The organism is Streptomyces rimosus (genome assembly GCF_008704655.1).
Classification (GTDB): domain Bacteria; phylum Actinomycetota; class Actinomycetes; order Streptomycetales; family Streptomycetaceae; genus Streptomyces; species Streptomyces rimosus.
On record NZ_CP023688.1, the window covers coordinates 7,464,163 to 7,486,767 of the forward strand.

Here is a 22,605-nt window from a genome sequence, read left to right on the forward strand (position 1 = left end):
CGCGCGGGCCCGCACGGCCGCGTCACAGCTGGGCCGGTCACAGCAGGGCGAACTGCCCCTCCGGGCCCTCTTCGTGGTGATCAAGGACGGAGGCGGGGCGGCGGGCCGCGGCGGGCGGCGGCAGCACGCCCGCCGCGCGCAGCTCGGACGCCTCGACGCGCGGCCCGTCCGCCGTACGCCGGTGCAACGCCTCCTGCGCCGGACGCACTTCGCCCACCAGCGACAGCACCGTGATCAACTCCAGCAGTTCGGTGGTCCACTCCTGGGGCCAGGCGCTGGGCCGTACCGCCTCCAGTCCCTCCGGGTCGGCCGCCGGGGCGGCCCGGCGCTCGAACCACGCCTCCAGTACGCGCACACCGCCCGCCTCGAACTCCCAGGCCGCCGGAGGCACGGGGGAGATCCGCCCGGGGCCGAGGAGAAGCGCCTCCTCGTCCGGCAGGTGGTCGATGCTGCCGGGCAGCCCGTGGGCGGGAAGCGGGGCGCGTACGTAGGGCCGCCGGCCGCCGGGCATCCGGGGGCGGTCGCCGGCGCGCGCCCCGTACGCCGTCCCTTCACCCCGTGCGCCCCTCGTCTGGAGCCACAGCAGCCGCTCGCCCAGCGCGACGCCGTCCTCCCACACCCCGGCGTCGGCGGTCAGCGGTACGACCGCGCCGGACGGCGTGGGGCGGGCGCTCGCCACCGTCCAGGCCAGCACCTCCGCGGCGCCGACCGGCCGGTCCAGGCGGCGGGCGAGCAGCTCCGTCAGCCCAGGGGCGAGGTTGGGTTCGCTGCCGCCGGGCCGCCGGTAGAGCGGGCGGATACGGCCGGGCCGCCCGGCGGGCGACCTGCCGTCCGGCAGCAGCGCGGACGCCACCAGCGCCGGACCCTCCGTCTGCGGCACGTGCCCCAGCTCCACCACGAACACCTGCCGCCCGTCCGCGACCCGCCACAGCTCGGGACGGGCCGCGTCGATCAGCCGGTGGTCGGGCAGCAGCCACTGCTGGTCGTACGGGCCGTGCAGCACGCGCACCGGGTCGGGGCACGGGCCGCCGCCGTGCGCGAGGCGGCCGGTCGGCGTGGCCTGGCCGGGGAGCTGCGGCACGGCGGTGCGCAGCGTACGGGCGCGGCTGGGCCGGAACAGCCGCTCGCGCGCGTCGTCACCGGCCTCGTGCAGCGCCGCCCAGCGGGCCCGCAGGGAGGCGGCGTCCGGGGCCATCACCCAGCCGCGGCCGAGCCGCAGCGGCGCCACCGACCAGGGCATCAGGTCATCGAGCCGGGGCGCCGCCGCGAGCCTGCCGCCGCCGCTCCCCGTGGCCTGTGTCACCGTCACGCGGTCGCCCTCCCTGGACCTTCGGTGCGCTCGGTTGCCTGGGGGCATCGTAACGGCGGCGGCCGGAGGGGGGCTTTTCCGAGTGATCACCGACGGGTACGGTCCTGGCCGTACGACCGTGCCGCCACCGCACGCCCATGCCGCCGCCGTCCGCCGGGAGGAAGCGCCATGACCGCAACGCAGCTCGCCGGGGCGCGGACGGGGGCCCGGCTGGACCGGCTGCCGCCGTCGCGCTGGCATCGCCGCCTGACCCTGACCGTCGGCGTCGGCGCCTTCTTCGACCTCTACGAGATCTTCCTCGGCGGGGTGCTGGCCGCGGTGCTCGCCGAGCGGTGGCACCTGGACCACACCACCAAGTCGTGGGTGATCGCCGCCGGGTTCCTGGGCATGTTCGTGGGCGCGGGCGTCCTGTCGGTGCTCGCGGACCGGTTCGGACGGCGGCGGATGTTCCTGGTCAACCTGGGCGCGTACTCGCTGTGTTCGCTGCTGTGCGCCTTCGCGCCGAACGCCGAATGGCTGATCGCGCTGCGCTTCCTGGCCGGGCTCGGCCTCGGTGCCGAACTGATCCTCGTGGACACCTACCTCGCCGAGTTCCTGCCGCGCGCCGTACGCGGCCGGTACATCGCCTGGGCCTACACCTTCGGCTTCCTCGGCGTGCCCGTGGCCGCCTTCGTCGGCGCCCGCCTGGTCGCCACCCGCGAGCTGTTCGGCGTCGAGGGCTGGCGCTGGCTGCTGGTGGCGGGCGCGCTGGGGGCGGCGTTCATCCAGCTCATGCGCGCCCGGCTGCCCGAATCGCCACGCTGGCTGGCCGTGCACGGGCGGGAGGAGGAGGCGGCGAAGATCGTCACGGACATCGAGGAGCGCGTCGCGCGGGAGACCGGCGAGACGCTGCCGTCGGTCGCGGTGGCGGCGGAGGTGCCGCAGCGCCGCGTCCCGCTGGGCGAGATGTTCCGCGGCGACCACCGGCGCCGCACGCTCATGTGGTGGATCTTCCAGGTCCTGCAGACCGTCGGCTACTACGGGTTCGGGTCGCTGGCGCCGGTCGTGCTGACCGCCAAGGGTCACACCGTCACCGCGTCGCTGAGCTACGCGGCGCTCAGCTTCTGCGGCTATCCGCTCGGTTCGGCGCTGTCCGTACCGCTCATCGACCGCATCGAGCGCAAGACACTGATCATCGCCTCCGCGCTGGGCATGGCGGCGTGCGGCCTGGCCTTCGGCTTCGCCGGCGCGGGCTGGCTGATCGTGGGCGCCGGCTTCGCACTGACCGTGTGCAGCAACGTCTTCTCCAACGCCTTCCACGTCTACCAGACCGAGATCTTCCCGACCGGCCTGCGCAGCAGCGCCATCGGGATCGCCTACTCACTGTCCCGGCTCACCTCGGTGATACTGCCGTTCGTCGCGCTGACCGTGCTGGACGCCCTGGGACCGGGCGCGGTCTTCACCGGCTCGGCCGCGCTGATGGTGCTGCTGTGCCTGGACGTGGCGCTGCTGGGGCCGCGCAGTACGGGACGGAGCCTGGAGCGGATCTGAGGGGGCGTCCTGAAGGCGGGCGGGACGGCGAACCGTCACCGCCCGCGGTGTTCAGAGAATGACCTGGTCGGCGCGGGACTCCAGGCGGATGATCGCCTTGCGGCACGCGCCGGCGAACGCCTTGAACTCCTCGGTGGTGCTGCCGGCGCGTCCGTCCAGCGTGTCCTTGCCGAAGAAGGACTCGCGCAGTTCGGTGCTGAGTTCCAGCTGACCGCCCTTGCCGAGCATGGTGCGGTTGCACGGGTTCTCGGGGTGGACGCCGGCCAGGTCCGGGAAGTCGTCACCGTCCACCGTCTTGAAGTGCTTGCCCAGCTCTTCGTGAAGCAGCTTCTTGAAAGCGGCGTTCAGGCCGCCGACCACGACCACCTTGGGGTCCTGGCCGCCGCGCACCCCGGCCTGTTCGGCGGTGCACCCGTGCAGGCTCAGGACGTTGAGGCTGGAGGCCGCCATGGAGAGCGCGACGTGGTCGTCGCAGTGCTTCGCGGTGACGTGCAGTTCGCGGTTGGAACCCAGGTTCATGCTGGGCAGCCGTAGTCCCTCGAACATCCAGTAGTCGTACACCGGCTCGCCCGGGAAGAGCGCCGCCAGGGTGTCGGGCCGGTAGCCCGCGATGCCCAGGCACAGCTCGGAGGTGCCCTTCTCGATGCCGCCGCCGTGCAGCGCCATGATCGTCGTGCGGTGGTACGGGTGTCTCTCTCCCCGCTCGTTGTCGAGCAGCTCATGCCGTCTGTACCGGCGCGAGAACTGGATGCCCTCCTGACCGGAGAGCTTCTTGTACAGATCTGTGTTGGAGTCGTACACGTCCCCCTCGGACGTGGCATGGGCCTTGGCAGCCCCCAGGCCCGTCACGAGGGGAGTGCTGCTGATGGCTGCCGCGCCGAGGGCGGCGGTGAGGACCGTACGCCGGTTGATGAGTGACATGCCGCACATCTTGACCTGTCGCGCCGTCAGCGCGCGCACCGGGGCGGGACTTCGCGGGCCGGACCCGGCTCAGTGCGCGTCCAGCGTCACCGTGAAGGAGAAACGGTCCCCCCGGTAGTGGATGCGGGCCACGTCCACCACCCGTCCGTCCTGGTCGTAGGTGATGCCCGTGTAGTGCAGGATCGGGCTGAGCAGCGGCACCTGGAGCAGGCGGGCGGTCTCCGGGTCCGCCAGCCGCGCCTCGACCGTGTCGGTGATGCGGCTGATGGCCACGCCCACCGCGTCCCGCAGCACCTTCGTCATCGGCCAGCGCTCCAGGTCCGCGAGGTCCACGCGCGCGGCGACGTCCGGGTGGAGGAAGTTGACCGCGTGGTTCGTCGGCTCGCCGGTCTTCTCGTCGCTGCGCAGCCTGCGGTACGTGGCGACCTCCGCCAGGCCGGGGAAGTACTCCGCCAGTTCGGCAGGCACGGCGGCCGTGCCGTGGCCGAGCAGTTCGGTGCTCATCCCGGACTGCTGGGCCACGATCGCGTCCACCGAACCGAGCAGCCGCACGGGCGACCCGCGCCGCGCGCTCGGCTCGATGAACGTCCCGCGCCTGCGGTGCCGCGTGATCAGCCCCTCCGTCTCCAGCTCCTTGAGCGCCTGGCGCATGGTCAGCACGCTCACGCCGTAGTGGGCGGCGAGCGCGTCCTCGGTCGGCAGGCGCAGCGGGGCGCCGGGGGAGCGGCCGAGTATGGACGCGCGCAGCGACTGCGAGACCTGGTACCACAGCGGCAGCTTGCGGTTCAGGTCCAGCGAGTCGGGGGCGAAGGTGGTCAACGTCGACTCCGTATCAGGGGCCGGGCGGTTTCCGGTCAGGGCCTGTGTCCGGCGGTATGGCGCCGGACACGCGGGCCCTCAGGGACGGAAGTGGCGCTCAAGACCTTGCCATACCCGGTCGTAGCCGCTCTGCAGGTGGTCGGCGCCCGCGGCCTGCCCGGTGAGGGTGACCGGCCAGCGGGTCTCGAACATGAACGCCAGCCCGTCGTCGATCTTCTGCGGCTTCAGCTCGGCCGCGCTCGCCCGCTCGAAGGTCTCCCGGTCCGGGCCGTGCGCGGACATCATGTTGTGCAGCGAGCCGCCGCCCGGCACGAAGCCCTCCGCCTTGGCGTCGTAGGCGCCCTCGATCAGGCCCATGTACTCGCTCATCACGTTCCGGTGGAAGTACGGCGGCCGGAAGGTGTCCTCGCCGACCAGCCAGCGCGGCGCGAAGACCACGAAGTCCACGCCCGCCAGGCCCGGGGTGTCGGACGGCGAGGTCAGCACGGTGAAGATCGACGGGTCCGGGTGGTCATAGCTGATCGAGCCGATGACGTTGAAGCGGCGCAGGTCGTAGACGTACGGGACGTGGTTGCCGTGCCATGCCACGACGTCCAGCGGCGAGTGGCCGTAGGTCGCCTTCCAGAGGTTGCCGCAGAACTTGTTGACGACCTCGTAGGGGCCCTCCTCGTCCTCGTACGCGGCGGTCGGCGCGAGGAAGTCCCGCGCGTTGGCCAGCCCGTTGGCGCCGATCGGGCCGAGGTCGGGGAGCTGGAACGGCTGCCCGTAGTTCTCGCAGACGTACCCGCGCGCGGTGGCGTCGAGCAGTTCGACGCGGAAGCGGACGCCGCGCGGGATCAGCGCGACATGCCCCGGCTCGGCGCGCAGCAGGCCCAGTTCGGTGCGGATCAGCAGGCCGCCGTGCTCGGGCACGATCAGCAGCTCGCCGTCCGCGTCGCTGAACACCCGCCGCTCCATGGAGGCGTTGGCGTGGTAGAGGTGGATGGCCATTCCGGTGCGCTGGGTGGCGTCGCCGTTGCCGCCGAGGGTCCACAGTCCGGCCAGGAAGTCGGTGGGGGCCCCGGGCTCGGGCAACGGGTTCCAGCGCAGCCGGTTGGGGTCGGGCGCCGTCTCGGTGAAGGGCGCGCCGCGGAGCGCGCCGTTGTCCGTCCGCTCGAACGCCGGGTGCGCGGCGGACGGGCGGATGCGGTAGAGCCACGTACGGCGGTTGTGGGCGCGCGGCTCGGTGAAGGCCGAACCGCTCAGCTGCTCCGCGTACAGCCCCAGGGGCGCGCGCTGGGGGGAGTTGCGGCCGACCGGCAGGGCGCCGGTGACCGCCTCCGAGCTGTGCTCGTTGCCGAAACCCGAGGAGTACGCGAGCCCCTCGGCCGTCTTTCTCGCCCGTTCGCTGCCCGTGCCTGTCATCGCGCGCTCCCGCCGATCGAGGAATCCAGCAATCCTATGGAGGACCTTAGGATTGCGGCCCCGGCCCGTCAACGGAGACTCTCGGCCACGTCCGGCGGGCGCGGGCCGGACGGGGGCCGGCCGCACACCGCCGCCGCTGCCTCGTGTTTTGCTCGTATTGCTCGCGCGTCAAGACCTTGTTAACGAAAGTTTCGGCCACCTACCGTCGCTTCACCGCCGTCCCGGGCGTGTTCAAGGGCGAACGTGAGGTACCCCCATGCTGACAATCCTCGGATTCGTCATGATCGCCACCTTCCTGGTGCTGATCATGATGAAGAAGATGTCGCCGATGGCAGCGCTCATCCTGATTCCCGCGCTGTTCTGCGTCCTGGTGGGCAAGGGGGCGCACCTCGGCGCATACGTCCTCAAGGGCGTGGGCGACCTGGCGCCGACCGCCGCGATGCTCATGTTCGCCATCATCTACTTCGGCGTGATGATCGACGTAGGGCTCTTCGACCCGGTCGTCCGGGGCATCCTGCGGTTCTGCAAGGCGGACCCGGTACGCATCGTGGTCGGCACCGCGCTGCTCGCCACGATCGTCTCGCTGGACGGCGACGGCTCCACCACCTTCATGATCACGGTGTCCGCGCTCTACCCGCTCTACCGCCGCCTGAAGATGAGCCTGGTGGTCATGACGGGCGTCGCCGCCACCGCCAACGGCGTGATGAACACCGTCCCCTGGGGCGGCCCGACCGCCCGCGCCGCCACCGCCCTCAAGCTGGACGCCGGCGACATCTTCGTCCCCATGGTCCCGGCGCTGGCCACCGGCCTGGTCGCGGTCTTCCTGCTCGCGTACGTCCTCGGGCGCCGCGAGCGCAAGCGGCTGGGGCTGCTCACGCTGGACGGGGCCGGGACCGGGACCGCTACGGAGCGGGCGGTGCCCGAGCCGGCGGCGGGTGAGCCGGTGCTCGCCGGCGCGGGCGGGGGCTTCGGAGCCCGGGTGCGTACGAGTGTGTTCCGTACGGTGTCGATCCGTACGGGCAAGGGCCGCGGCGCGACGGCGGGCGGCGGGGGCGGTACGGCGCACGCCGGGACCGGAGCCACTGCCACTGCCACCGAGCCCGCCCCCGCCGACGACTTCCAGGGCCTGGACCCGCACCGGCCGACGCTGCGCCCCAGGCTCTACTGGTTCAACGCCGCGCTCACCGTCGCGCTGCTGGTCCTGCTCGTCCTCCAGACGCTGCCCATCCCGGTGCTCTTCCTCCTGGGCGCGGCCCTCGCGCTCACCGTCAACTTCCCGCACATGGCCGATCAGAAGGCCCGGATCGCCGCGCACGCCGAGAACGTCCTGAACGTCTCCGGCATGGTCTTCGCCGCCGCCGTCTTCACCGGCGTCCTGACCGGCACCGGCATGGTCGAGCACATGGCCCGCTGGCTGGTCGACGGCATCCCGGACGGGCTCGGTCCGCACATGGGTCTCGTCACCGGCGTCCTGAGCATCCCGCTCACGTACTTCATGTCCAACGACGGCTTCTACTTCGGCATCGTCCCGATCCTCGCCGAGGCGGGCGCCGCCCACGGCGTGGGCGCCCTGGAGATCGCCCGCGCCTCCCTCGTCGGCCAGGCGCTGCACATGTCCAGCCCGCTGGTCCCCGCCGTCTATGTGCTGGTCGGCATGGCGAAGGTGGAGTTCGGCGACCACACCCGGTTCACCGTGAAGTGGGCGGCGCTGACCTCCCTGGTCGTGCTCGCGGCCGGCCTGCTGTACGGGATCATCTGAGCGGTGGGCACCGTGACGCCCGGCCGGGGCTGGCTGCTGCGCCTGGTCCTGACCTTCGCCTGCGCCCAGTCGGCGGTGAGCATGGCCCGGCCCGCCGTCTCCTACCGGGCGCTGGCGCTGGGCGCCGACGAGCGGGCCATCGGCGTGATCACGGCGGTGTACGCGCTGCTGCCGCTGCTGGTGGCCGTACCGCTCGGCCGCCGTACCGACCACGGCCGCTGCGCGCCGCTGCTCGTCCTGGGCGTCGCCCTGATCACCGGCGGCTGCGCGCTGAGCGGCGTGGCGGGCTCGCTGCCCGCGATGGCCGCCTGGAGCGGGGTGATGGGCCTGGGCCACCTGTGCTTCGTCATCGGCGCCCAGTCCATCGTCGCGCGCCGCAGCGCCCCCGACGAACGCGACCGCAACTTCGGCCACTTCACCATCGGCGCCTCGCTCGGCCAGCTCGTCGGCCCGGCCGCCGCCGGGCTGGTGGTCTCCGGACACGACGGCGCGATGGGGCCCACCAGCGCCACCGCCCTCCTGGCCGCCGGTGGCCTCGCCGCCTTCTCCTACGCGTCCCTGTGGCGGCTGGAACACCGGCCGGAACCCCGTGCGGCGGCCCCCGGGGCCGCGCGGCCCGCCCAGGACCGTACGGCGGCGTCGCCCCGTGCCTCCGTATGGGCCATCCTGCGCACCCGCGGCGTCCCGGCCGGGATCTTCATGAGCCTGGCGGTGCTCTCCGCGACCGACATCCTCACCGCCTACCTCCCCGTCGTCGGCGAGGACCGGGGCATCGCGCCCACCACCGTCGGGGCGCTGCTCAGCCTGCGCGCGGCGGCCACCATCGCCTGCCGGCTGGTCATGACGCCGATGATCCGCCTCCTCGGCCGTACCGCCCTGATGGCGGGCAGCTGCGCGCTCGCCGGACTGCTCTGCGCCGGACTGGCGCTGCCCGTACCCGTCCCGGCGCTGGCGCTGATGCTCGCCGTCCTCGGCTTCTGCCTCGGCGTCGGCCAGCCCCTGTCCATGACCACGGTCGTCCAGGCCGCCCCGGAGGCCGCGCGCAGTACGGCGCTGGCGCTGCGCCTGACCGGCAACCGCCTCGGCCAGGTCGCGGCCCCCGCCACGGCGGGCCTGCTGGCCGGACTGGCCGGTACCGCCGCGCCGTTCGCGATGCTGGCCGTCCTGCTGCCGGCCTCGGCGGCGACGGCCGTCCGGCCGCAGGGGCGCGGGGTGGTGCGTACGAAAAGGGACGGCACCAGATGCGCGGCCGCCGACGGGCCACAGGTGGCACCGTCCCCCGCCGAACGCCCCTGACCGGCCCCCGGCGGCGGAACCCGCGCTACCCGGTGAAAGCCGCGGTCCGCCGCACTACGGTGACCCCATGGCGGACCCGTCGCTCGCCCGGTTCTTCGACCAACTCGCCGCGACCTACGACCTGCTGTACCCGGACTGGCCGGCCGCGGTGGCCCAGCAGGGCCGCGCCCTCGACGCACACCTACGGGACGCGCTCGGCGACCGGCCGCACCGCGTCCTCGACTGCGCCTGCGGCATCGGCACACAGGCGATCGGCCTCGCGGCGGCCGGGCACGCCGTCACCGGGACGGACCTGAGCCCGGTCGCGGTGGCCCGCGCCGTCGCCGAGGCCGCCGCCCGCGGCCTGTCCCTGCCGGCGGCCGCCGCCGACATGCGCCGGCTGCCCTTCCACGACGCCCGGTTCGACGCGGTGGTGTGCGCCGACAACTCCCTGGCCCACCTGACCACGCCCGACGACGTACGGACGGCCCTCGCCGCGATGCGGCGGGTGCTGCGGCCCGGCGGCCAGCTCCTGCTCGGCATGCGCGCGTACGAGGACGCCCGCCGCGAGCGCCGCGAGGTGCTGCCCGCCCGCGTCACCCGCCTGCCGGACGGCGGCCGGGCCGTCACGCTGCAACTGTGGGAGTGGCACGAGGACGGCGAGCACTACGACTTCGACCTGATCCAGCTGCTGCCGCGCGGCGACACCTGGGAGGTGCGCAGCCGGCGGACCACCTCGTGGGCCCTGACCCGGGACCAGGTCGGCGGCTTCGTCGAGGCCGCGGGGTTCGAACGCCTCGCGTGGCACGAACCGGCGGACAGCGGCTACTTCCAGCCGCTGCTGACGGCGCGGTGCTGAGCCGCGGACGCCCGCCCGGGAGTCCCCGAAGCGCACCCGAAGCACACCCGAAGCGATCCATAAGCGCTGCTCGGCAGGGTGGTGACACCAGACGGGCCCGGCAGCGGGCCGGCCCGCCGAACCGTTGGAGCGCATCCATGGCAGCCACCCCCACCAACCCGTCCACCGACTCCGGCAAGACCCCCGTGACCGTGCTCGGCCTCGGCGCGATGGGCCGGGCGCTGGCCGGCGCCTTCCTCAAGGCCGGACACCCCACCACCGTATGGAACCGCTCCGAGCACAAGGCCGACGAGCTGGTCGCCCGCGGCGCCGTACGGGCCGGGAGCGTCGCCGAGGCGGTGGCCGCCAGTCCGCTGATCGTCGTCTGCGTCGTGGACTACGAGGTCAGCCACCGCATCCTGGAGCCGGTCGGCGCCGACCTGGCCGGGCGGGTGCTGGTCAACCTCACCTCCGACACCCCGGTACGCTCCCGGCGCGCCGCCGAGTGGGCCGCCGGGCACGGCGTCGAGTACCTGGACGGGGCGATCATGGTGCCGACGCCGGTCATCGGCACACCGGAGGCGACGGTCCTCTACAGCGGCTCGCGGCGGGCCTTCGACACGTACGAGGAGACGCTGAAGGCGCTGGGCGGCAAGGCGCCCTTCCTCGGCACGGACCACGGCGTCGCGGCGGTCTACGACCTGGCGATGCTCAGCTTCTTCTACTCCGGCATGGCGGGCCTCGCGCACGCCTTCACGCTGGCCGGGGAGGAAGGCGTCCCGGCCACGGACCTGGCCCCGTTCCTGGACGTGATCACGGGCATCTTCCCGCCGATCGCGAAGGGCATGGCCGACGACCTCGTCGGCGGGCGGCTCGACGGCGCGGGGGAGGGCAACATCGTCATGGAGGCGGCGGGCATCGCGCACATCGTCGAGGCGTCCCGGGACCGCGGCGTCAACACCGATGTGCTCGACGCGCTCAAGGCGCTGATGGACCGCACGATCGCCGCCGGACACGGGGAGTCGGAGTTCGTACGGGTGACGGAGGCGATGCGGGGGGCGTACGCCTGAGGTGCCGCCGTACGAGGTGCCCGACGTACGTCCGAGCCGCGCGGCGTACGCCTGAGGCGTCCGGCCGCCGGTCAGGGGACGGCGGTCACCGGGATGGGGGCGGAACCGGTGGTGCGGGTGAGGCGGATGTGCCAGCAGCCGGGGGGCGGGGAAGCGCAGGCCGCTTCCCCACTCGTCGCCGGGGCGCCGGTAGCTGGAAGCGCCGTGCGGTTCGAGCCACTCGGGGCGCCGGGTGCGGCCGTCCGGGCCGGTGAGGGTGAGGTGCAGCGGCCCCTTGCCGGTCACCCGCCAGACGATCTTGTGTACGTCGCGGGTCGTGAACGTCGCGGGCCCGCTCGTACGGGAAGCCTCGAAGACCAGCCCTCATACCAGCAGGCCGCCGGTGCCTTCGGCGCGGAGTTCGCCGTAGCTCCGGTAGGGGTGGAGGGACGCGGCCGGACGGCACCCGCCCGTGCCGCTCCCCGCCGCCCTTCCCCGCTTCCCCGCCGGAGTCGCACCCCGCCGTCACCAACAGGGCGAGTACGCAGGCGATCAGCGCTGCGCCCCGGGCGAGCGGCGTCGCGTACCGGGTGGCGGGGGCCCGTGCGAACCGGGGCCGGCACCTCATGCGCTCAGCGTCGCTCCGCGCTCGCGCCCGTCACAAGCCGGGTTCGCGCCGCGGTCCACAGGGGAGATCGCGGCGCGGCGCCGGGTGGCCGGGGAGGGGCTGGCGGCGGAAAACTACCACCGCTAGTTTGGGGCCGGCGAGTACCTTCGGGGCTCGTGGGACCTCAACCGGCGTGGGAGGGCGACGACGTGAAGCAGCACGACGCTATGTACATCGACGGGAGCTGGCGGCCCGCCGCCGGGACGGACACCATCGACGTCGTCAACCCGGCCGACGAGCGGGTCATCGCCACCGTCCCGGCCGGCACCGCCGAGGACGTGGACGCGGCGGTACGGGCCGCCCGTGCCGCCCTGCCCGCCTGGTCCCGCACCGCGCCCGCCGAACGCGCCGCCCGGCTGACCGCGCTGCGCGACCAACTCGCCGGGCGCGCCGCGGAGATCGCCGAGACGATCACCGCCGAGCTGGGCGCGCCGCTGGCGTTCAGCAAGGCGGTACAGGCCGCCGTCCCGGTCGCGGTGTGCGGCTCGTACGCCGAACTGGCCGCCACCCACCCCTTCGAGGAGAAGATCGGCACCTCCACCGTCCTGCACGAACCGGTCGGCGTCGTCGGTGCCATCACCCCCTGGAACTACCCGCTCCACCAGATCGTCGCCAAGGTCGCCCCGGCACTGGCGGCGGGCTGCACGATCGTCCTCAAGCCTGCCGAGAACACCCCGCTGAGCGCCCAGCTCTTCGCCGAGTGCGTGGACGCGGCGGGCCTGCCGGCCGGTGTGTTCAACCTGGTCACCGGCCTCGGCCCGGTCGCGGGACAGGCGCTGGCCGAGCACCCGGACGTGGACCTGGTCTCCTTCACCGGCTCCACCGCCGTCGGCAAGAAGATCGGCGCCATCGCCGGTGCCGCCGTCAAGCGCTGCGCCCTCGAACTCGGCGGCAAGTCCGCCAACGTCGTACTGCCCAGCGCCGACCTGGCCAAGGCGGTGGGCGTCGGCATCGCCAACGTCATGGCCAACTCCGGCCAGACGTGCAGCGCCTGGACCCGCGTACTGGTGCCCGCCGACCGGTACGACGAGGCCGTGGAACTGGCCGCCGCCGCCATCGCCAAGTACGTACCGGGCGACCCGCTGGACGGCGACAGCCGCCTGGGCCCGGTCGTCAGCGCCACCCAGCGCGACCGCGTCCGCGGCTACATCGAGCGCGGCATCGAGGAGGGTGCCCGGCTCGTCGCGGGCGGCCCGGAAGCCCCCGAGGGGCGCGCCCTGGGCTACTACGTCCGCCCGACGCTCTTCGCCGACGTCACCCCCGACATGACCATCGCGCAGGAGGAGATCTTCGGCCCGGTCGTCGCGGTCCTGCCGTACGGGGACGAGGACGAGGCCGTACGGATCGCCAACGGCACGGTCTACGGCCTGGCGGGCGCCGTCTGGGCCGGCGACGAGGACGAGGCGGTCGCCTTCGCGCGGCGCCTGGACACCGGCCAGGTCGACATCAACGGCGGGCGCTTCAACCCGCTCGCCCCGTTCGGCGGCTACAAGCAGTCCGGCATCGGCCGGGAACTGGGCCCGCACGGCCTGAGCGAATACCTCCAGACCAAGTCGCTCCAGCTCTGAGCGCGGCCCCCGCGGCCGTACCGTACCGCCCTGTACCCCTACCCGTACCGCCCACAGACCAGGGAGCCACCACCGCATGACTCGTGCCGCCGTACTGACCGCCGTGGGCGCCCCCCTGGAGGTCGCCGAGATCGAACTGCCCGGACCCGGGCCGGGCCAGGTGCGCGTCCGGCTCGCGGCGGCCGGTGTCTGCCACTCCGACCTGTCGCTGTCCGACGGAACGCTGCGGCAGCCCGTGCCCGCCGTCCTCGGGCACGAGGGCGCGGGCACCGTCACCGCCGTCGGCGCGGGCGTGGACACGCTCGCGCCGGGTGACCAGGTCGTCCTGAACTGGGCCCCGTCCTGCGGCGACTGCCACTTCTGCGGTCTGGGCGAGCCCTGGCTGTGCGCCAACTCCGGGGCGGCGGCGGCCACCCCGTACGCCAAGCTGGCCGCCGACGGTACCGACCTCCACCCGGGCCTGGGCACCGCCGTCTTCGCCGAGGAGACGGTCGTCCCCGCCCACGCCGCACTGCCGCTGCCGCCCGGCGTCCCGCTCACCGACGCGGCGCTGCTGGGCTGCGCCGTGCTGACCGGGTGGGGCGCCGTGCAGCACAGCGCGCGGGTACGGGCCGGGGAGTCGGTCGCGGTGTTCGGCGCGGGCGGCGTGGGCCTGGCCACCCTCCAGGCCGCACGGATCGCGGGCGCGGGCCCGATCGTGGCCGTGGACGTCTCCCCGGCGAAGGAGGAACTGGCCCGCGCGGCGGGCGCCACCGAATTCCTGCTCGCCTCCGACGACACCGCCAAGCGCATACGCGAACTCACCGGCGGCCACGGCGCGGACGTGGCGATCGAGTGCGTAGGCCGCGCGGACACGATCCGTACGGCCTGGTCGTCCACCCGGCGCGGCGGCCGCACCACGGTCGTCGGCATCGGCGGCCAGGACCAGCAGGTCACATTTTCCGCCCTGGAACTCTTCTACTTCGGCCGCACACTCTCCGGCTGCGTCTACGGCAACAGCAACCCCGCCACCGACCTGCCACACATCGCCGAACACGTACGCACCGGCGCCCTCGACCTGTCCGGCATGGTCACCGAGCACATCACCCTCGACGGCATCCCCGCCGCGTTCCAGGCGATGCGGGAGGGCAGGGGAGGGCGCGCGTTGATTGTCTTCTGAGCCGGGCGGGGCATCGCGCCCATGGTGGCGATGTTGCCTTGGCTGTCGCTGGCTGGGGTGCGGTGGTGGTGGCGGGGCTGATGGGGTCAGCCGAAGACGCTGCGGATGTCTTCCCCGGCGTTCGGGCCGCCCGTCGCCACGGATACGTCGAGATCCGGCGAGGGCGCGTCCGTAGGCGGCGTGAACGAGATGCCCGCGGCGACTAGGGTGGCTATCTCCAGGAACTCCTCCTCGTACTCCAGGGCCTCGGTGGTCAGGGTGAGAGCCGCAGCCTCCGGAGCCCCGGGGAAAGCGATGTCGAAGGTGACGGAACGCACTTCCGTCGCGCCGTCCGCCGCGACGCCGAAACAGGCGCCCGGCACCGGGACGACGCGGTCGCAGACCGTGACGGCCGCCGGGCCGCAGGGCAGGGGAACGATGGCCCGGTGCGGCGCGGAGGCCGCATCGTCCGTTCGCTGCGCCTTGAGGACCTGGCGGGGGTAGAGGTTGGGGTCTCCCGGAACGCGGTCCACCACAAAGATCTGGCAGAGCCCGGTCAGCAGGCCGTCGTCCTCCGTGCGCAGGGCGAAGGAGCTGAAGTGGACCAGCCCGTCCGCCACCATCCTGCCCAGTGCGCTCTCGAAGCTGAGCACACCGGCGACCAACTGGTCCGTCGTCGCCGAGGGGTGGGCCGCAGAGAGCCGGTCGAAACTCTCCTCCATCCGGGGCTGCGGGTCGGCGGCCAGGTCGACCGGATGAAAGCCGTCGGGCAGCACGTACCACAGGGGAATCGGTTCGCCCGGGGCGGAAGCGGGGAGGTCGGGCCGCATCACAGGGCCTTGGCGACGGAGAAGATCTTCTTGATCGGGTCGACCGCCATGCCCGCACCGACCAGCCCGTCGTTGTACTCGGTGCCCTTGGTGGCGGCGTCCGTGGTGGCGTCGCTGTGCGACCACCCCATGTCGAGGGTCATGGCGGTGGGGACCGCGAGACCTCCGCTGACGACGGCCTGCGTGACATCGGCGGCCATGACTCCCGCGGCACTGGAGGAGCCGAGCTTCCCGGCCGCCCACTCCACGGGGCCGGCGATGACCCGGTTCGACGGGTCGACGGCTTTGGCGAAACCCGAGAAGTGCGAGCCGCCGGTGCGCACGGCCTGGGACACGGCGGAAGCGCTCCGGGTCGCGGCGCCCGCACCGCGTGCCGCGGAGAAGGCGGACCTGCCGGACGTGATGGCGGCCTTCGCCCCACGGCAGGCCGGGCCGACACCGGGCACGGCACCGAGGAGGTCACCGCCGAGGGTGGCCCACTCGCCGAGGTTCTTCGAGGTGGGGGGCCACATGTCCTTGCCGCTCCTGATGTACTGGTTGGCGTGCACCGCCGCCGCGGCGAGGCTGAGCCCGATGGCGACCGGCGCCAGTACGGGTACGAAGATGGCGGCGATCCCGGCCACGGTTGCGGCGATGGTGAGCAGATCTCCGCCGTGTTCGTCCCACCAGTCCTTCAGACCGGACCAGAGACCGCCGTCGGGAGCGTGGTCACTGGCGCACTTACGGATCCGGTCGGCGTGTTCCTGGGCCGTCTCACCGTGCCGGCTCTCCAGGTTCTTGGCGTCGTCGATCAGATCCTGGAGTTTCGCGCGGGCGTTGTCCAGGGTGGTGGCCGCGCTGTTCACCTTCCCCTGCGCGGCGTCGAGGCGGTGCTGGGCGCTGCTGAGTTCGGCTTCCGTCTCGAAGTGCTGTCCGGCCAGACCGAGGTCGGGGCTCGCCAGTGCGGCCCGGTGTTCCTGCTCGGCCCGTTCGGCCTTCTTTCTGGCGTCCTTGGCGTCTTCCTCGTAGTTGCGGGCCTTCACTTTCATGTCGTGCAGGGAGTCGCTCCACTTCGCCAGCTCGCCACCCGCGTCCTTCAAGGAGGCGTGCGCCTTCTTCAGGTAGTCGGGGAGGTCGGCCACTTTTTCGGCGAAGGCCCTGGCCGCGTCGCCGCTCCAGTAGGAGCTCTCCTTGTCCAGGGAATCCAGGAGGTCGTGGGTGCTCTGCAGGGTTTCGGCGGCCCGTTTGAGGTTGTCGGCCAGGTTGGTCGCCAGATGCGGATGACCAGGGGTGGGATTCCAGCCGAGCCCGCTCCAGTCGTCACTCATTTCTTTCCCCCTGCCTTCTTGAAGCCCTCCTGGATCCCGTCCTCGGTTTCCTCATAAGCCTTGATGATCGCCGGGAGTGCTTCATTCAGTGTTTTCAGGCGCTTCTTCGTCTCTTTCAGCCCGTGCTCCCAGTCGTCGTGGAAGTCCTCACAGGCTTTGTCGAGCGAGCGCTTGCCCAGGTTCTTCGGGCCGGTTTCCAGCATCCGGCGCAGCGCCTCTTCGAGTTGCTTCTCGCTGTCCTCAAGCTTCTTCTTGAGTCTGCGCAGTTCGGAAAGGCTTACAGTGAAGTCGGCCATGTCTCCCGCTATTCCTGTCCCGTGCCGGGCCTGTGGTCCGACTCGGCCTCACGCGCCAGAACCGCGTCCCGGTAGGCCGCGATGACCGGCTGGTGACGGGTCCGGCTCTCCCGCATCGCCTGCTTGCCGCGCCGGATCCAGTGGCCGCCGAGCAGCAGGCCGCCCGCCGCGACGATGTGCCCCAGCACGTATGCCGACCAGTCGCTTCCCGTCGTGAAGCCATGGGGCAGCGTGCCGTTGAGCCAGGCCGCACCCACGGCGACCGTGGTGAATGCGCCGGCCAAGAGGGCGAGAGCCGCCCCCATGACGAGCCGGTCCCTCTTGGCGCGCAGTTTGTGTACGCCGTCCTCCGCTGCCTTGAGGGTCGCTTCGTCCAGCGGGTCGAAGCCGTCACGCTCGCGCGACCACGCGGCTGTCCGGCGTGCCGCGGTGCTCTGCCGCAATTCATCCAGGCGGGGACCGCCCCGGACATCCGAGGATTCCGCGGAGCCCGGCCGGGTGCCCTCCCGGTGGAAGAGCCACAGTCCCTTGGTCCCGTGGGCCTGCCGGGCGAATCCCACCTCGTTCGCGACTCTTTCGGCCTCGGCGGTGGTGAGGGCGGGGAACCGCCCCGGGGTGACACGCACATGTCCTCGCGCGTTCGGAGCCCCCGTACGCAGCTCCTTCTTCAGCTCCGCAACCTGTTCGGCCCGCGGCACTTTCGTACGCTGCCGTCGGGTGTCCCACGCGGCATACAGAGCGAGTACCGCGAACAAGCCGGTGACGAGCCAGACCCACCACGGGAATCCGAACCCGACGTCAGCGCCGGGCGGAGCCGCCAGCGGCAGGCGGCATGGGTGGCCACCGCAACTGACCATGCGTTTCTCCCTGACCGACAAACAGAGCACTGTCCATTCGCCGACCAGACTTCCCGGCACACCGATGACGAAGTTACACGATGCGTCATGCGCACCGCTCAAGGGGCTCCATCGGCAGAGCGCATTGAGCTACTGCCGGAGCCGCGAAAACCCCGGCCCCGCCCCCAAAAACACCAACGTCGTCAGCACGAACGGCCAGGTGAAGACATGCCCCCCGGACGGCGCCGTGAGGGCGGTGATCGCGGGAGTCAGGGCTGTTGCGGTCGCCGCGCCTGCCGTCGCGTATGCGGCGGTGCGGCGGCCCGTCGGGAGGAACACCCCGCACAGTGCCATGGCGACCAGTACCGCGTTGTAGCCCGCTGCGCCGGACGCGATTTGGGCTGTCGGGGCGCCCAGTGCCCATGCCGTGGCGGTGCCGGTCAGGCTGCCCAGGCAGGCCATTGTTCCGGCTGTGCGGCTCGCGGCGAAGATTCCGGCGAGGAAGAGGGCGCCTACGTACCACTGCGGCATGAAGAAGATCTGGGCGATGTTGGCGAAGAGGGCGTGCCACAGGTCGGTGAAGGACAGGGCGGGGGGTGGTCCGCTGGTTCCGGGTAGTGCTGCCGGGGGTGTGCCCTGGTGCCAGACGCGCGCCAGGCCCGGTGCTGCGAGTGTCAGCGCGCTTGCCACCAGGCAGAAGGGGAGGGTGAGGGTGGGGAGTTGCCAGGTGCTCAGCGCGCGCCCGGCGGCGGTGGTGACGACCGTGACCACCGCGCTGCCCGCCACCGCGATCAGCAGGGTGGAGACGTGGCCGGGGCCCAGGAAGACCGCCGAACCGACCGCCACCAGGCACGCGTTGAAGCCTTCCAGGCCCGCCGCGATCCGGTCGCGGTCCACGCCGAGCAGGTGCGCCGTGGCCGTGCCGGTCGCGGTGCCGAGGAGTCCGTACAGGCCGTACGCCCAGCCTGCCGCGCACAGCGCAACGGTGAAAATTGCGCCGGTGACCGCGCTCGGCAGGAAATCGACCTGGGCCTGGCCGCGCAGGACGTGGACGGCGTGCCGCGTCCAGCGGTGCCGGGCGGCCCACGGAGCGCTCCGGTTCCGTAGTGCGGCGATCTGATCGAGCACGTCGTCCTCCCCATCTCGCGGGCGGGGGCACGCCGGTCCGTGCGTGCACCGCGCCGGGACCACCCGGGCGGATGCACCTTACAGCTACTTCTGCGGCGGGGCCGGGTCCGGGTGCCGCAGCGCCAGCCCGTCGACCAGTGCCAGCAGGCCCGTCTCGAACGCCCCCTCGTCGACCCGCTGCTGGTGTTCCGCCAGCAGGTGCGCCTGGCCCAGATGCGGGTAGTCGGCCGGGTCGTACGCGCTCGGGTCGGCCACGAAGCCGCGTGCGAAGGAGCCCAGCGCGGAGCCCGCGACGAAGTAGCGGACCATGGCGCAGATACGGGTGGCCTGGGCGGGTGGCCAGCCGGCCCGCACCATGCCGCCGAAGGCCGCGTCGGCCATCTTCAGGCCGGCCGGTCGGCGGCCGGGGCCCTGGGCTAGGAAGGGCACGATGTTCGGGTGCGCGGCGAGGGCCGCGCGGTAGGAGCGGGCCCAGGCCAGCAGTCCGGTCCGCCAGTCGGCGCCCGCGCCGAGGGCCGACACGTCCACCTCGGAGATCACCGTGTCGGCGACCGCGTCCAGGATCTCGTCCTTGGTCGTGAAGTGGTTGTACAGGGACGGCCCGCTGACGCCCAGCTCGGCGGCGAGGCGCCGGGTGGACAGTGCCGTCAGGCCCTCCGCGTCGATGAGCGCGAGCGCGGTGGTGACGATGCGCTCCCGGCTCAGGAGGGGCTTGCGGGGTCGGGCCATGCCGCACATAGTAGAGGCTGCCGCCCGAAAACTAGCAGTGATAGTTAATGGGGCGGACGGCTGTCCCGGGCGGCCCGGCTGCCGTCCTCCGCCGCGAGGGGCCTTCATGAACCTGGAGCTGAGCGAGGAGCAGGCTGCCGTCCGGCAGCTCGCCAAGGACTTCGTCGACCGCGAGATCGTGCCGCACGCCGCCGCCTGGGACCGCGCCGAGCGCGTCGACCGGGCCGTGGTGAAAAAGCTGGGCGAGCTGGGCTTCCTCGGCCTGACCGTTCCCGAGGAGTACGGCGGCTCCGGCGGTGACCACCTCGCCTACGCGCTGGTGACCGAGGAGCTGGGGCGCGGCGACTCCGCCGTGCGCGGCATCGTCTCCGTATCGCTGGGCCTGGTCGCCAAGACCGTCGCGGCCTGGGGCGACGAGGACCAGAAGCGGCGCTGGCTGCCCCCGCTCACCTCCGGAGAGGCCATCGGCTGCTTCGGTCTCACCGAGCCCGGCACCGGCTCGGACGCGGGCAGCCTGGCGACCCGCGCCGTACGGGACGGTGACGGCTCGTACGTCGTCAACGGCACCAAGATGTTCATCACCAACGGCACCTGGGCCGACGTGGTGCTGCTCTTCGCGCGCACCGGCGACGCGCCGGGGCCCAAGGGCGTCAGCGCCTTCCTCGTCCCCACGGACACGCCCGGCCTGGAGCGCCGCGAGATCCACGGCAAGCTGGGGCTGCGCGGCCAGGCCACCGCCGAGCTGGTCTTCCAGGATGTACGGGTGCCTGCCGACGCGATGCTGGCCCCGGAGGGGAAGGGGTTCTCCGTCGCGATGTCGGCGCTGGCCAAGGGCCGGATGTCGGTCGCCGCGGGCTGTGTGGGCATCGCGCAGGCCGCCCTGGACGCCGCCGTCGGGTACGCCACCGAGCGCGAGCAGTTCGGCCGGACCATCGCCCACCACCAGCTCGTACAGGAACTGATCACCGACATCGCCGTGGACGTGGACGCCGCGCGCCTGCTGACCTGGCGGGTCGCCGACCTGATCGACCGCGGCGAGCCCTTCGCCACCGAGGCGTCCAAGGCGAAGCTGTTCGCCTCGGAGGCGGCGGTGCGCGCCGCGAACAACGCGCTCCAGGTCTTCGGCGGCTACGGCTACATCGACGAGTACCCGGTCGGCAAGCTGCTGCGGGACGCCCGGGTGATGACGCTGTACGAGGGCACCAGCCAGATACAGAAGCTGGTCATCGGGCGGGCGCTGACCGGGGTGTCGGCGTTCTGAGACGGCCGTGACCCGGCTTTCCGGAACGGCCGGGCCGCGCCACGTGGCCCTAAGCGCTTGCTCACCGGCGCGGTAAGGTGTTCGGTCCGTCGCGGAGAGCCCGTGGCGGACCGAGGATCGGGGTGCGCGATGGTCACGGAGGCGGAGCGGACGGACGGCTCGGGGGAGGACTGGGCCGATGTGTCCCCGGAGGCGGCCCGCCGCCTGGTCCGTGCCGCCGTCCAGGCGTTCGCCGAGCGCGGCTACCACGCCACCACCACCCGCGACATCGCGGGCCGTGCCGGCATGAGCCCCGCCGCGCTCTACATCCACTACAAGACCAAGGAAGAGCTGCTCTACCGGATCAGCGGCGTCGGCCACGAGAAGGCTCTGCGGATCATGGAGGAGGCGGCCGCCGCCGGGGGCGGCCCCACCGAACGGCTCGCCGCCGCCGTCCGCACCTTCGCGCGCTGGCACGCGCGGCACCACACCACCGCCCGGGTCATCCAGTACGAGCTCCAGGCGCTCAGCGAGGAGCACTACACCGAGATCGCCGACCTGCGGCGCCGTACCGACCGCTCGCTGCGCGGCATCCTCCAGGACGGCGCGGACGCGGGGGAGTTCACCGTCGGTGACGTGCCGGGCACCACCCTCGCCGTGCTGTCGCTGTGCGTGGACGTGGCCCGCTGGTTCTCCGCCGAGGGCGCCCGTACGCCCGAGGAGGTGGGCGACCTGTACGCCGACCTCGTCCTGCGCATGGTGGGCGCGGCCCGTCCATGAGCGGGCCCAGGGCGGGCATTGACAGGTCCGGGGCCGCTGAGCATGCTGAGCAAGCGCTTGGTCGATGACGTCACGGTCCGCGTCCGCGCGGCCTGAGGAGGCATACGGACATGGCACAGCCCCGGGTGTTCGGCTCGCTCGACGAGCTGCGGAACGCGGTCGGCGAGGACCTCGGCACCAGCGACTGGCTGGAGATCGACCAGAAGCGGATCGACCTGTTCGCGGACGCCACCGGTGATCACCAGTGGATCCACGTCGACCCGGAGCGGGCCGCGGCCGGTCCGTTCGGCGCCACGATCGCGCACGGCTACCTGACGCTGGCGCTGCTGCCCGCGCTCGTACCGCAGCTGCTGCGCGTCGACAACGTCAAGATGGGCATCAACTACGGCGTCAACAAGGTCCGCTTCCCCGCTCCCGTCCCGGTCGGCTCCCGGCTGCGGGCCACCGCCCGGATCGCGGACGTGACCGAGGTGCCCGGCGGTGTGCAGCTCGCGACGGCGGTGACGGTCGAACGCGAGGGCGGCGACAAGCCGGTGTGCGTGGCCGAGACGCTCAGCCGCTTCCTCCTGTGACGGGCGCCGTGCGCTGCCTCGTCCACGGCCCGTCCCCGCAGCCCACCGCGCGTGCCCACGGTTAGGGTTGTCCCGTGCCTCAGCTTCCTTTCAAGGTCCACGAGCTCACGGTCGGCCAGCTCTCCGCGCGGAGCGGCGCGGCGGTGTCCGCGCTGCACTTCTACGAGTCCAAGGGACTGATCAGCAGCACCCGTACGGCCGGCAACCAGCGCCGCTACACCCGCGACGCGCTGCGCCGGGTCGCCTTCGTGCGCGCCGCCCAGCGGGTCGGCATCCCGCTCGCGGTGATCCGCGACGCGCTCGCCGAGCTGCCCGACGAGCGCACCCCCAACCGGGAGGACTGGGCCCGGCTCTCCGAGGTCTGGCGCGGCGAGCTGGACGAGCGGATCAGCCAGCTCGTGGAGCTGCGCGACCGGCTGACCGACTGCATCGGCTGCGGCTGCCTCTCCCTTCAGAAGTGCGCGCTGTCCAACCCGTACGACGAACTCGGCGAGCAGGGGCCGGGCGCGCGGCGGCTGCGCGTGGACCGGGGCGGCGGACCGCCCCGGACGGCGGGCGCGACCGGCGCCGGTGCCACGACGCCGGACGAATGCAGCACGAACTGCTGAGG

21 protein-coding genes are annotated in these 22,605 nt (G+C 72.7%); 11 read left to right on the forward strand and 10 right to left on the reverse strand.

Going from position 1 to position 22,605, the window contains the following annotated elements; all coding sequences use genetic code 11:
- Positions 1–37 precede the first annotated feature (37 nt).
- Positions 38–1,240 carry a type ISP restriction/modification enzyme gene (locus tag CP984_RS32595; protein ID WP_226048849.1) on the reverse strand — a complete coding sequence of 401 codons (1,203 nt, stop codon included), beginning with the start codon at positions 1,238–1,240 and terminating at the stop codon, positions 38–40.
- 237 nt (positions 1,241–1,477) lie between these two features.
- On the opposite strand from CP984_RS32595, the gene CP984_RS32600 reads away from it, so the two are divergent.
- Entirely contained in the window at positions 1,478–2,839 is a 1,362-nt protein-coding gene (locus CP984_RS32600) for an MFS transporter (RefSeq protein WP_003985120.1), read from the forward strand.
- A gap of 51 nt (positions 2,840–2,890) precedes the next feature.
- Here CP984_RS32600 and CP984_RS32605 read toward each other — a convergent pair whose 3' ends face one another.
- From CP984_RS32605 to hmgA, 3 genes are all read right to left on the reverse strand, one after another.
- Positions 2,891–3,760 (reverse strand): poly-gamma-glutamate hydrolase family protein, encoded by an 870-nt coding sequence (locus tag CP984_RS32605; RefSeq protein ID WP_030178821.1) that lies wholly within the window; start codon positions 3,758–3,760, stop codon positions 2,891–2,893.
- 69 nt (positions 3,761–3,829) lie between these two features.
- Complete coding sequence (locus CP984_RS32610; RefSeq protein ID WP_003985118.1) at positions 3,830–4,579, reverse strand: GntR family transcriptional regulator; 750 nt, start codon at positions 4,577–4,579, stop codon at positions 3,830–3,832.
- Between the two features lie 78 nt (positions 4,580–4,657).
- Positions 4,658–5,983 carry a homogentisate 1,2-dioxygenase gene (gene hmgA, locus CP984_RS32615; protein ID WP_003985117.1) on the reverse strand — a complete coding sequence of 442 codons (1,326 nt, stop codon included), beginning with the start codon at positions 5,981–5,983 and terminating at the stop codon, positions 4,658–4,660.
- Positions 5,984–6,239: 256 nt separating this feature from the next.
- On the opposite strand from hmgA, the gene CP984_RS32620 reads away from it, so the two are divergent.
- From CP984_RS32620 to CP984_RS32645, 6 genes are all read left to right on the forward strand, one after another.
- Complete coding sequence (locus CP984_RS32620; RefSeq protein ID WP_003985116.1) at positions 6,240–7,742, forward strand: CitMHS family transporter; 1,503 nt, start codon at positions 6,240–6,242, stop codon at positions 7,740–7,742.
- Between the two features lie 3 nt (positions 7,743–7,745).
- Positions 7,746–9,038, forward strand: coding sequence for an MFS transporter (locus CP984_RS32625; protein WP_003985115.1), 1,293 nt, complete (start codon positions 7,746–7,748; stop codon positions 9,036–9,038).
- Positions 9,039–9,105: 67 nt separating this feature from the next.
- The gene (locus CP984_RS32630) at positions 9,106–9,876 is read left to right on the forward strand and encodes a class I SAM-dependent methyltransferase (RefSeq protein WP_003985114.1); all 771 of its coding nucleotides are present in this window, start codon (positions 9,106–9,108) and stop codon (positions 9,874–9,876) included.
- Between the two features lie 137 nt (positions 9,877–10,013).
- Positions 10,014–10,925: an NAD(P)-dependent oxidoreductase gene (locus CP984_RS32635; protein ID WP_003985113.1), complete on the forward strand. Its 912-nt coding sequence runs from the start codon at positions 10,014–10,016 to the stop codon at positions 10,923–10,925.
- Between the two features lie 795 nt (positions 10,926–11,720).
- Positions 11,721–13,139 (forward strand): aldehyde dehydrogenase family protein, encoded by a 1,419-nt coding sequence (locus CP984_RS32640; RefSeq protein WP_003985112.1) that lies wholly within the window; start codon positions 11,721–11,723, stop codon positions 13,137–13,139.
- A 76-nt stretch (positions 13,140–13,215) separates the two neighbouring features.
- Positions 13,216–14,298, forward strand: a complete 1,083-nt coding sequence (locus CP984_RS32645; protein WP_003985111.1) for a Zn-dependent alcohol dehydrogenase — start codon at positions 13,216–13,218, stop codon at positions 14,296–14,298.
- 86 nt (positions 14,299–14,384) lie between these two features.
- On the opposite strand, the gene CP984_RS32650 is transcribed toward CP984_RS32645, so the two are convergent.
- From CP984_RS32650 to CP984_RS32675, 6 genes are all read right to left on the reverse strand, one after another.
- Positions 14,385–15,107, reverse strand: coding sequence for a hypothetical protein (locus CP984_RS32650; protein WP_003985110.1), 723 nt, complete (start codon positions 15,105–15,107; stop codon positions 14,385–14,387).
- Positions 15,107–16,414 carry a putative T7SS-secreted protein gene (locus CP984_RS32655; RefSeq protein ID WP_003985109.1) on the reverse strand — a complete coding sequence of 436 codons (1,308 nt, stop codon included), beginning with the start codon at positions 16,412–16,414 and terminating at the stop codon, positions 15,107–15,109. The genes CP984_RS32650 and CP984_RS32655 overlap by 1 nt, the downstream gene beginning before the upstream one ends.
- Positions 16,411–16,710, reverse strand: a complete 300-nt coding sequence (locus CP984_RS32660) for a hypothetical protein (protein WP_003985108.1) — start codon at positions 16,708–16,710, stop codon at positions 16,411–16,413. Before CP984_RS32660 ends, CP984_RS32655 begins: the two co-directional genes overlap by 4 nt.
- An 8-nt stretch (positions 16,711–16,718) precedes the next feature.
- Positions 16,719–17,408, reverse strand: a complete 690-nt coding sequence (locus CP984_RS32665; RefSeq protein ID WP_129820921.1) for a hypothetical protein — start codon at positions 17,406–17,408, stop codon at positions 16,719–16,721.
- A 288-nt stretch (positions 17,409–17,696) separates the two neighbouring features.
- Entirely contained in the window at positions 17,697–18,674 is a 978-nt protein-coding gene (locus CP984_RS32670) for an urea transporter (RefSeq protein WP_003985106.1), read from the reverse strand.
- A gap of 84 nt (positions 18,675–18,758) precedes the next feature.
- Positions 18,759–19,403 carry a TetR/AcrR family transcriptional regulator gene (locus CP984_RS32675; protein ID WP_030178811.1) on the reverse strand — a complete coding sequence of 215 codons (645 nt, stop codon included), beginning with the start codon at positions 19,401–19,403 and terminating at the stop codon, positions 18,759–18,761.
- A gap of 106 nt (positions 19,404–19,509) precedes the next feature.
- Here CP984_RS32675 and CP984_RS32680 point away from each other — a divergent pair, with 106 nt between their 5' ends.
- From CP984_RS32680 to soxR, 4 genes are all read left to right on the forward strand, one after another.
- The gene (locus CP984_RS32680; protein WP_003985104.1) at positions 19,510–20,664 is read left to right on the forward strand and encodes an acyl-CoA dehydrogenase family protein; all 1,155 of its coding nucleotides are present in this window, start codon (positions 19,510–19,512) and stop codon (positions 20,662–20,664) included.
- 129 nt (positions 20,665–20,793) lie between these two features.
- On the forward strand, positions 20,794–21,423 hold the full coding sequence (locus CP984_RS32685) for a TetR/AcrR family transcriptional regulator (RefSeq protein ID WP_003985103.1): 630 nt from the start codon (positions 20,794–20,796) through the stop codon (positions 21,421–21,423).
- A 110-nt stretch (positions 21,424–21,533) separates the two neighbouring features.
- Positions 21,534–21,995: a MaoC family dehydratase gene (locus CP984_RS32690; RefSeq protein WP_003985102.1), complete on the forward strand. Its 462-nt coding sequence runs from the start codon at positions 21,534–21,536 to the stop codon at positions 21,993–21,995.
- 74 nt (positions 21,996–22,069) lie between these two features.
- On the forward strand, positions 22,070–22,603 hold the full coding sequence (gene soxR / locus CP984_RS32695) for a redox-sensitive transcriptional activator SoxR (protein ID WP_003985099.1): 534 nt from the start codon (positions 22,070–22,072) through the stop codon (positions 22,601–22,603).
- Positions 22,604–22,605 lie beyond the last annotated feature (2 nt).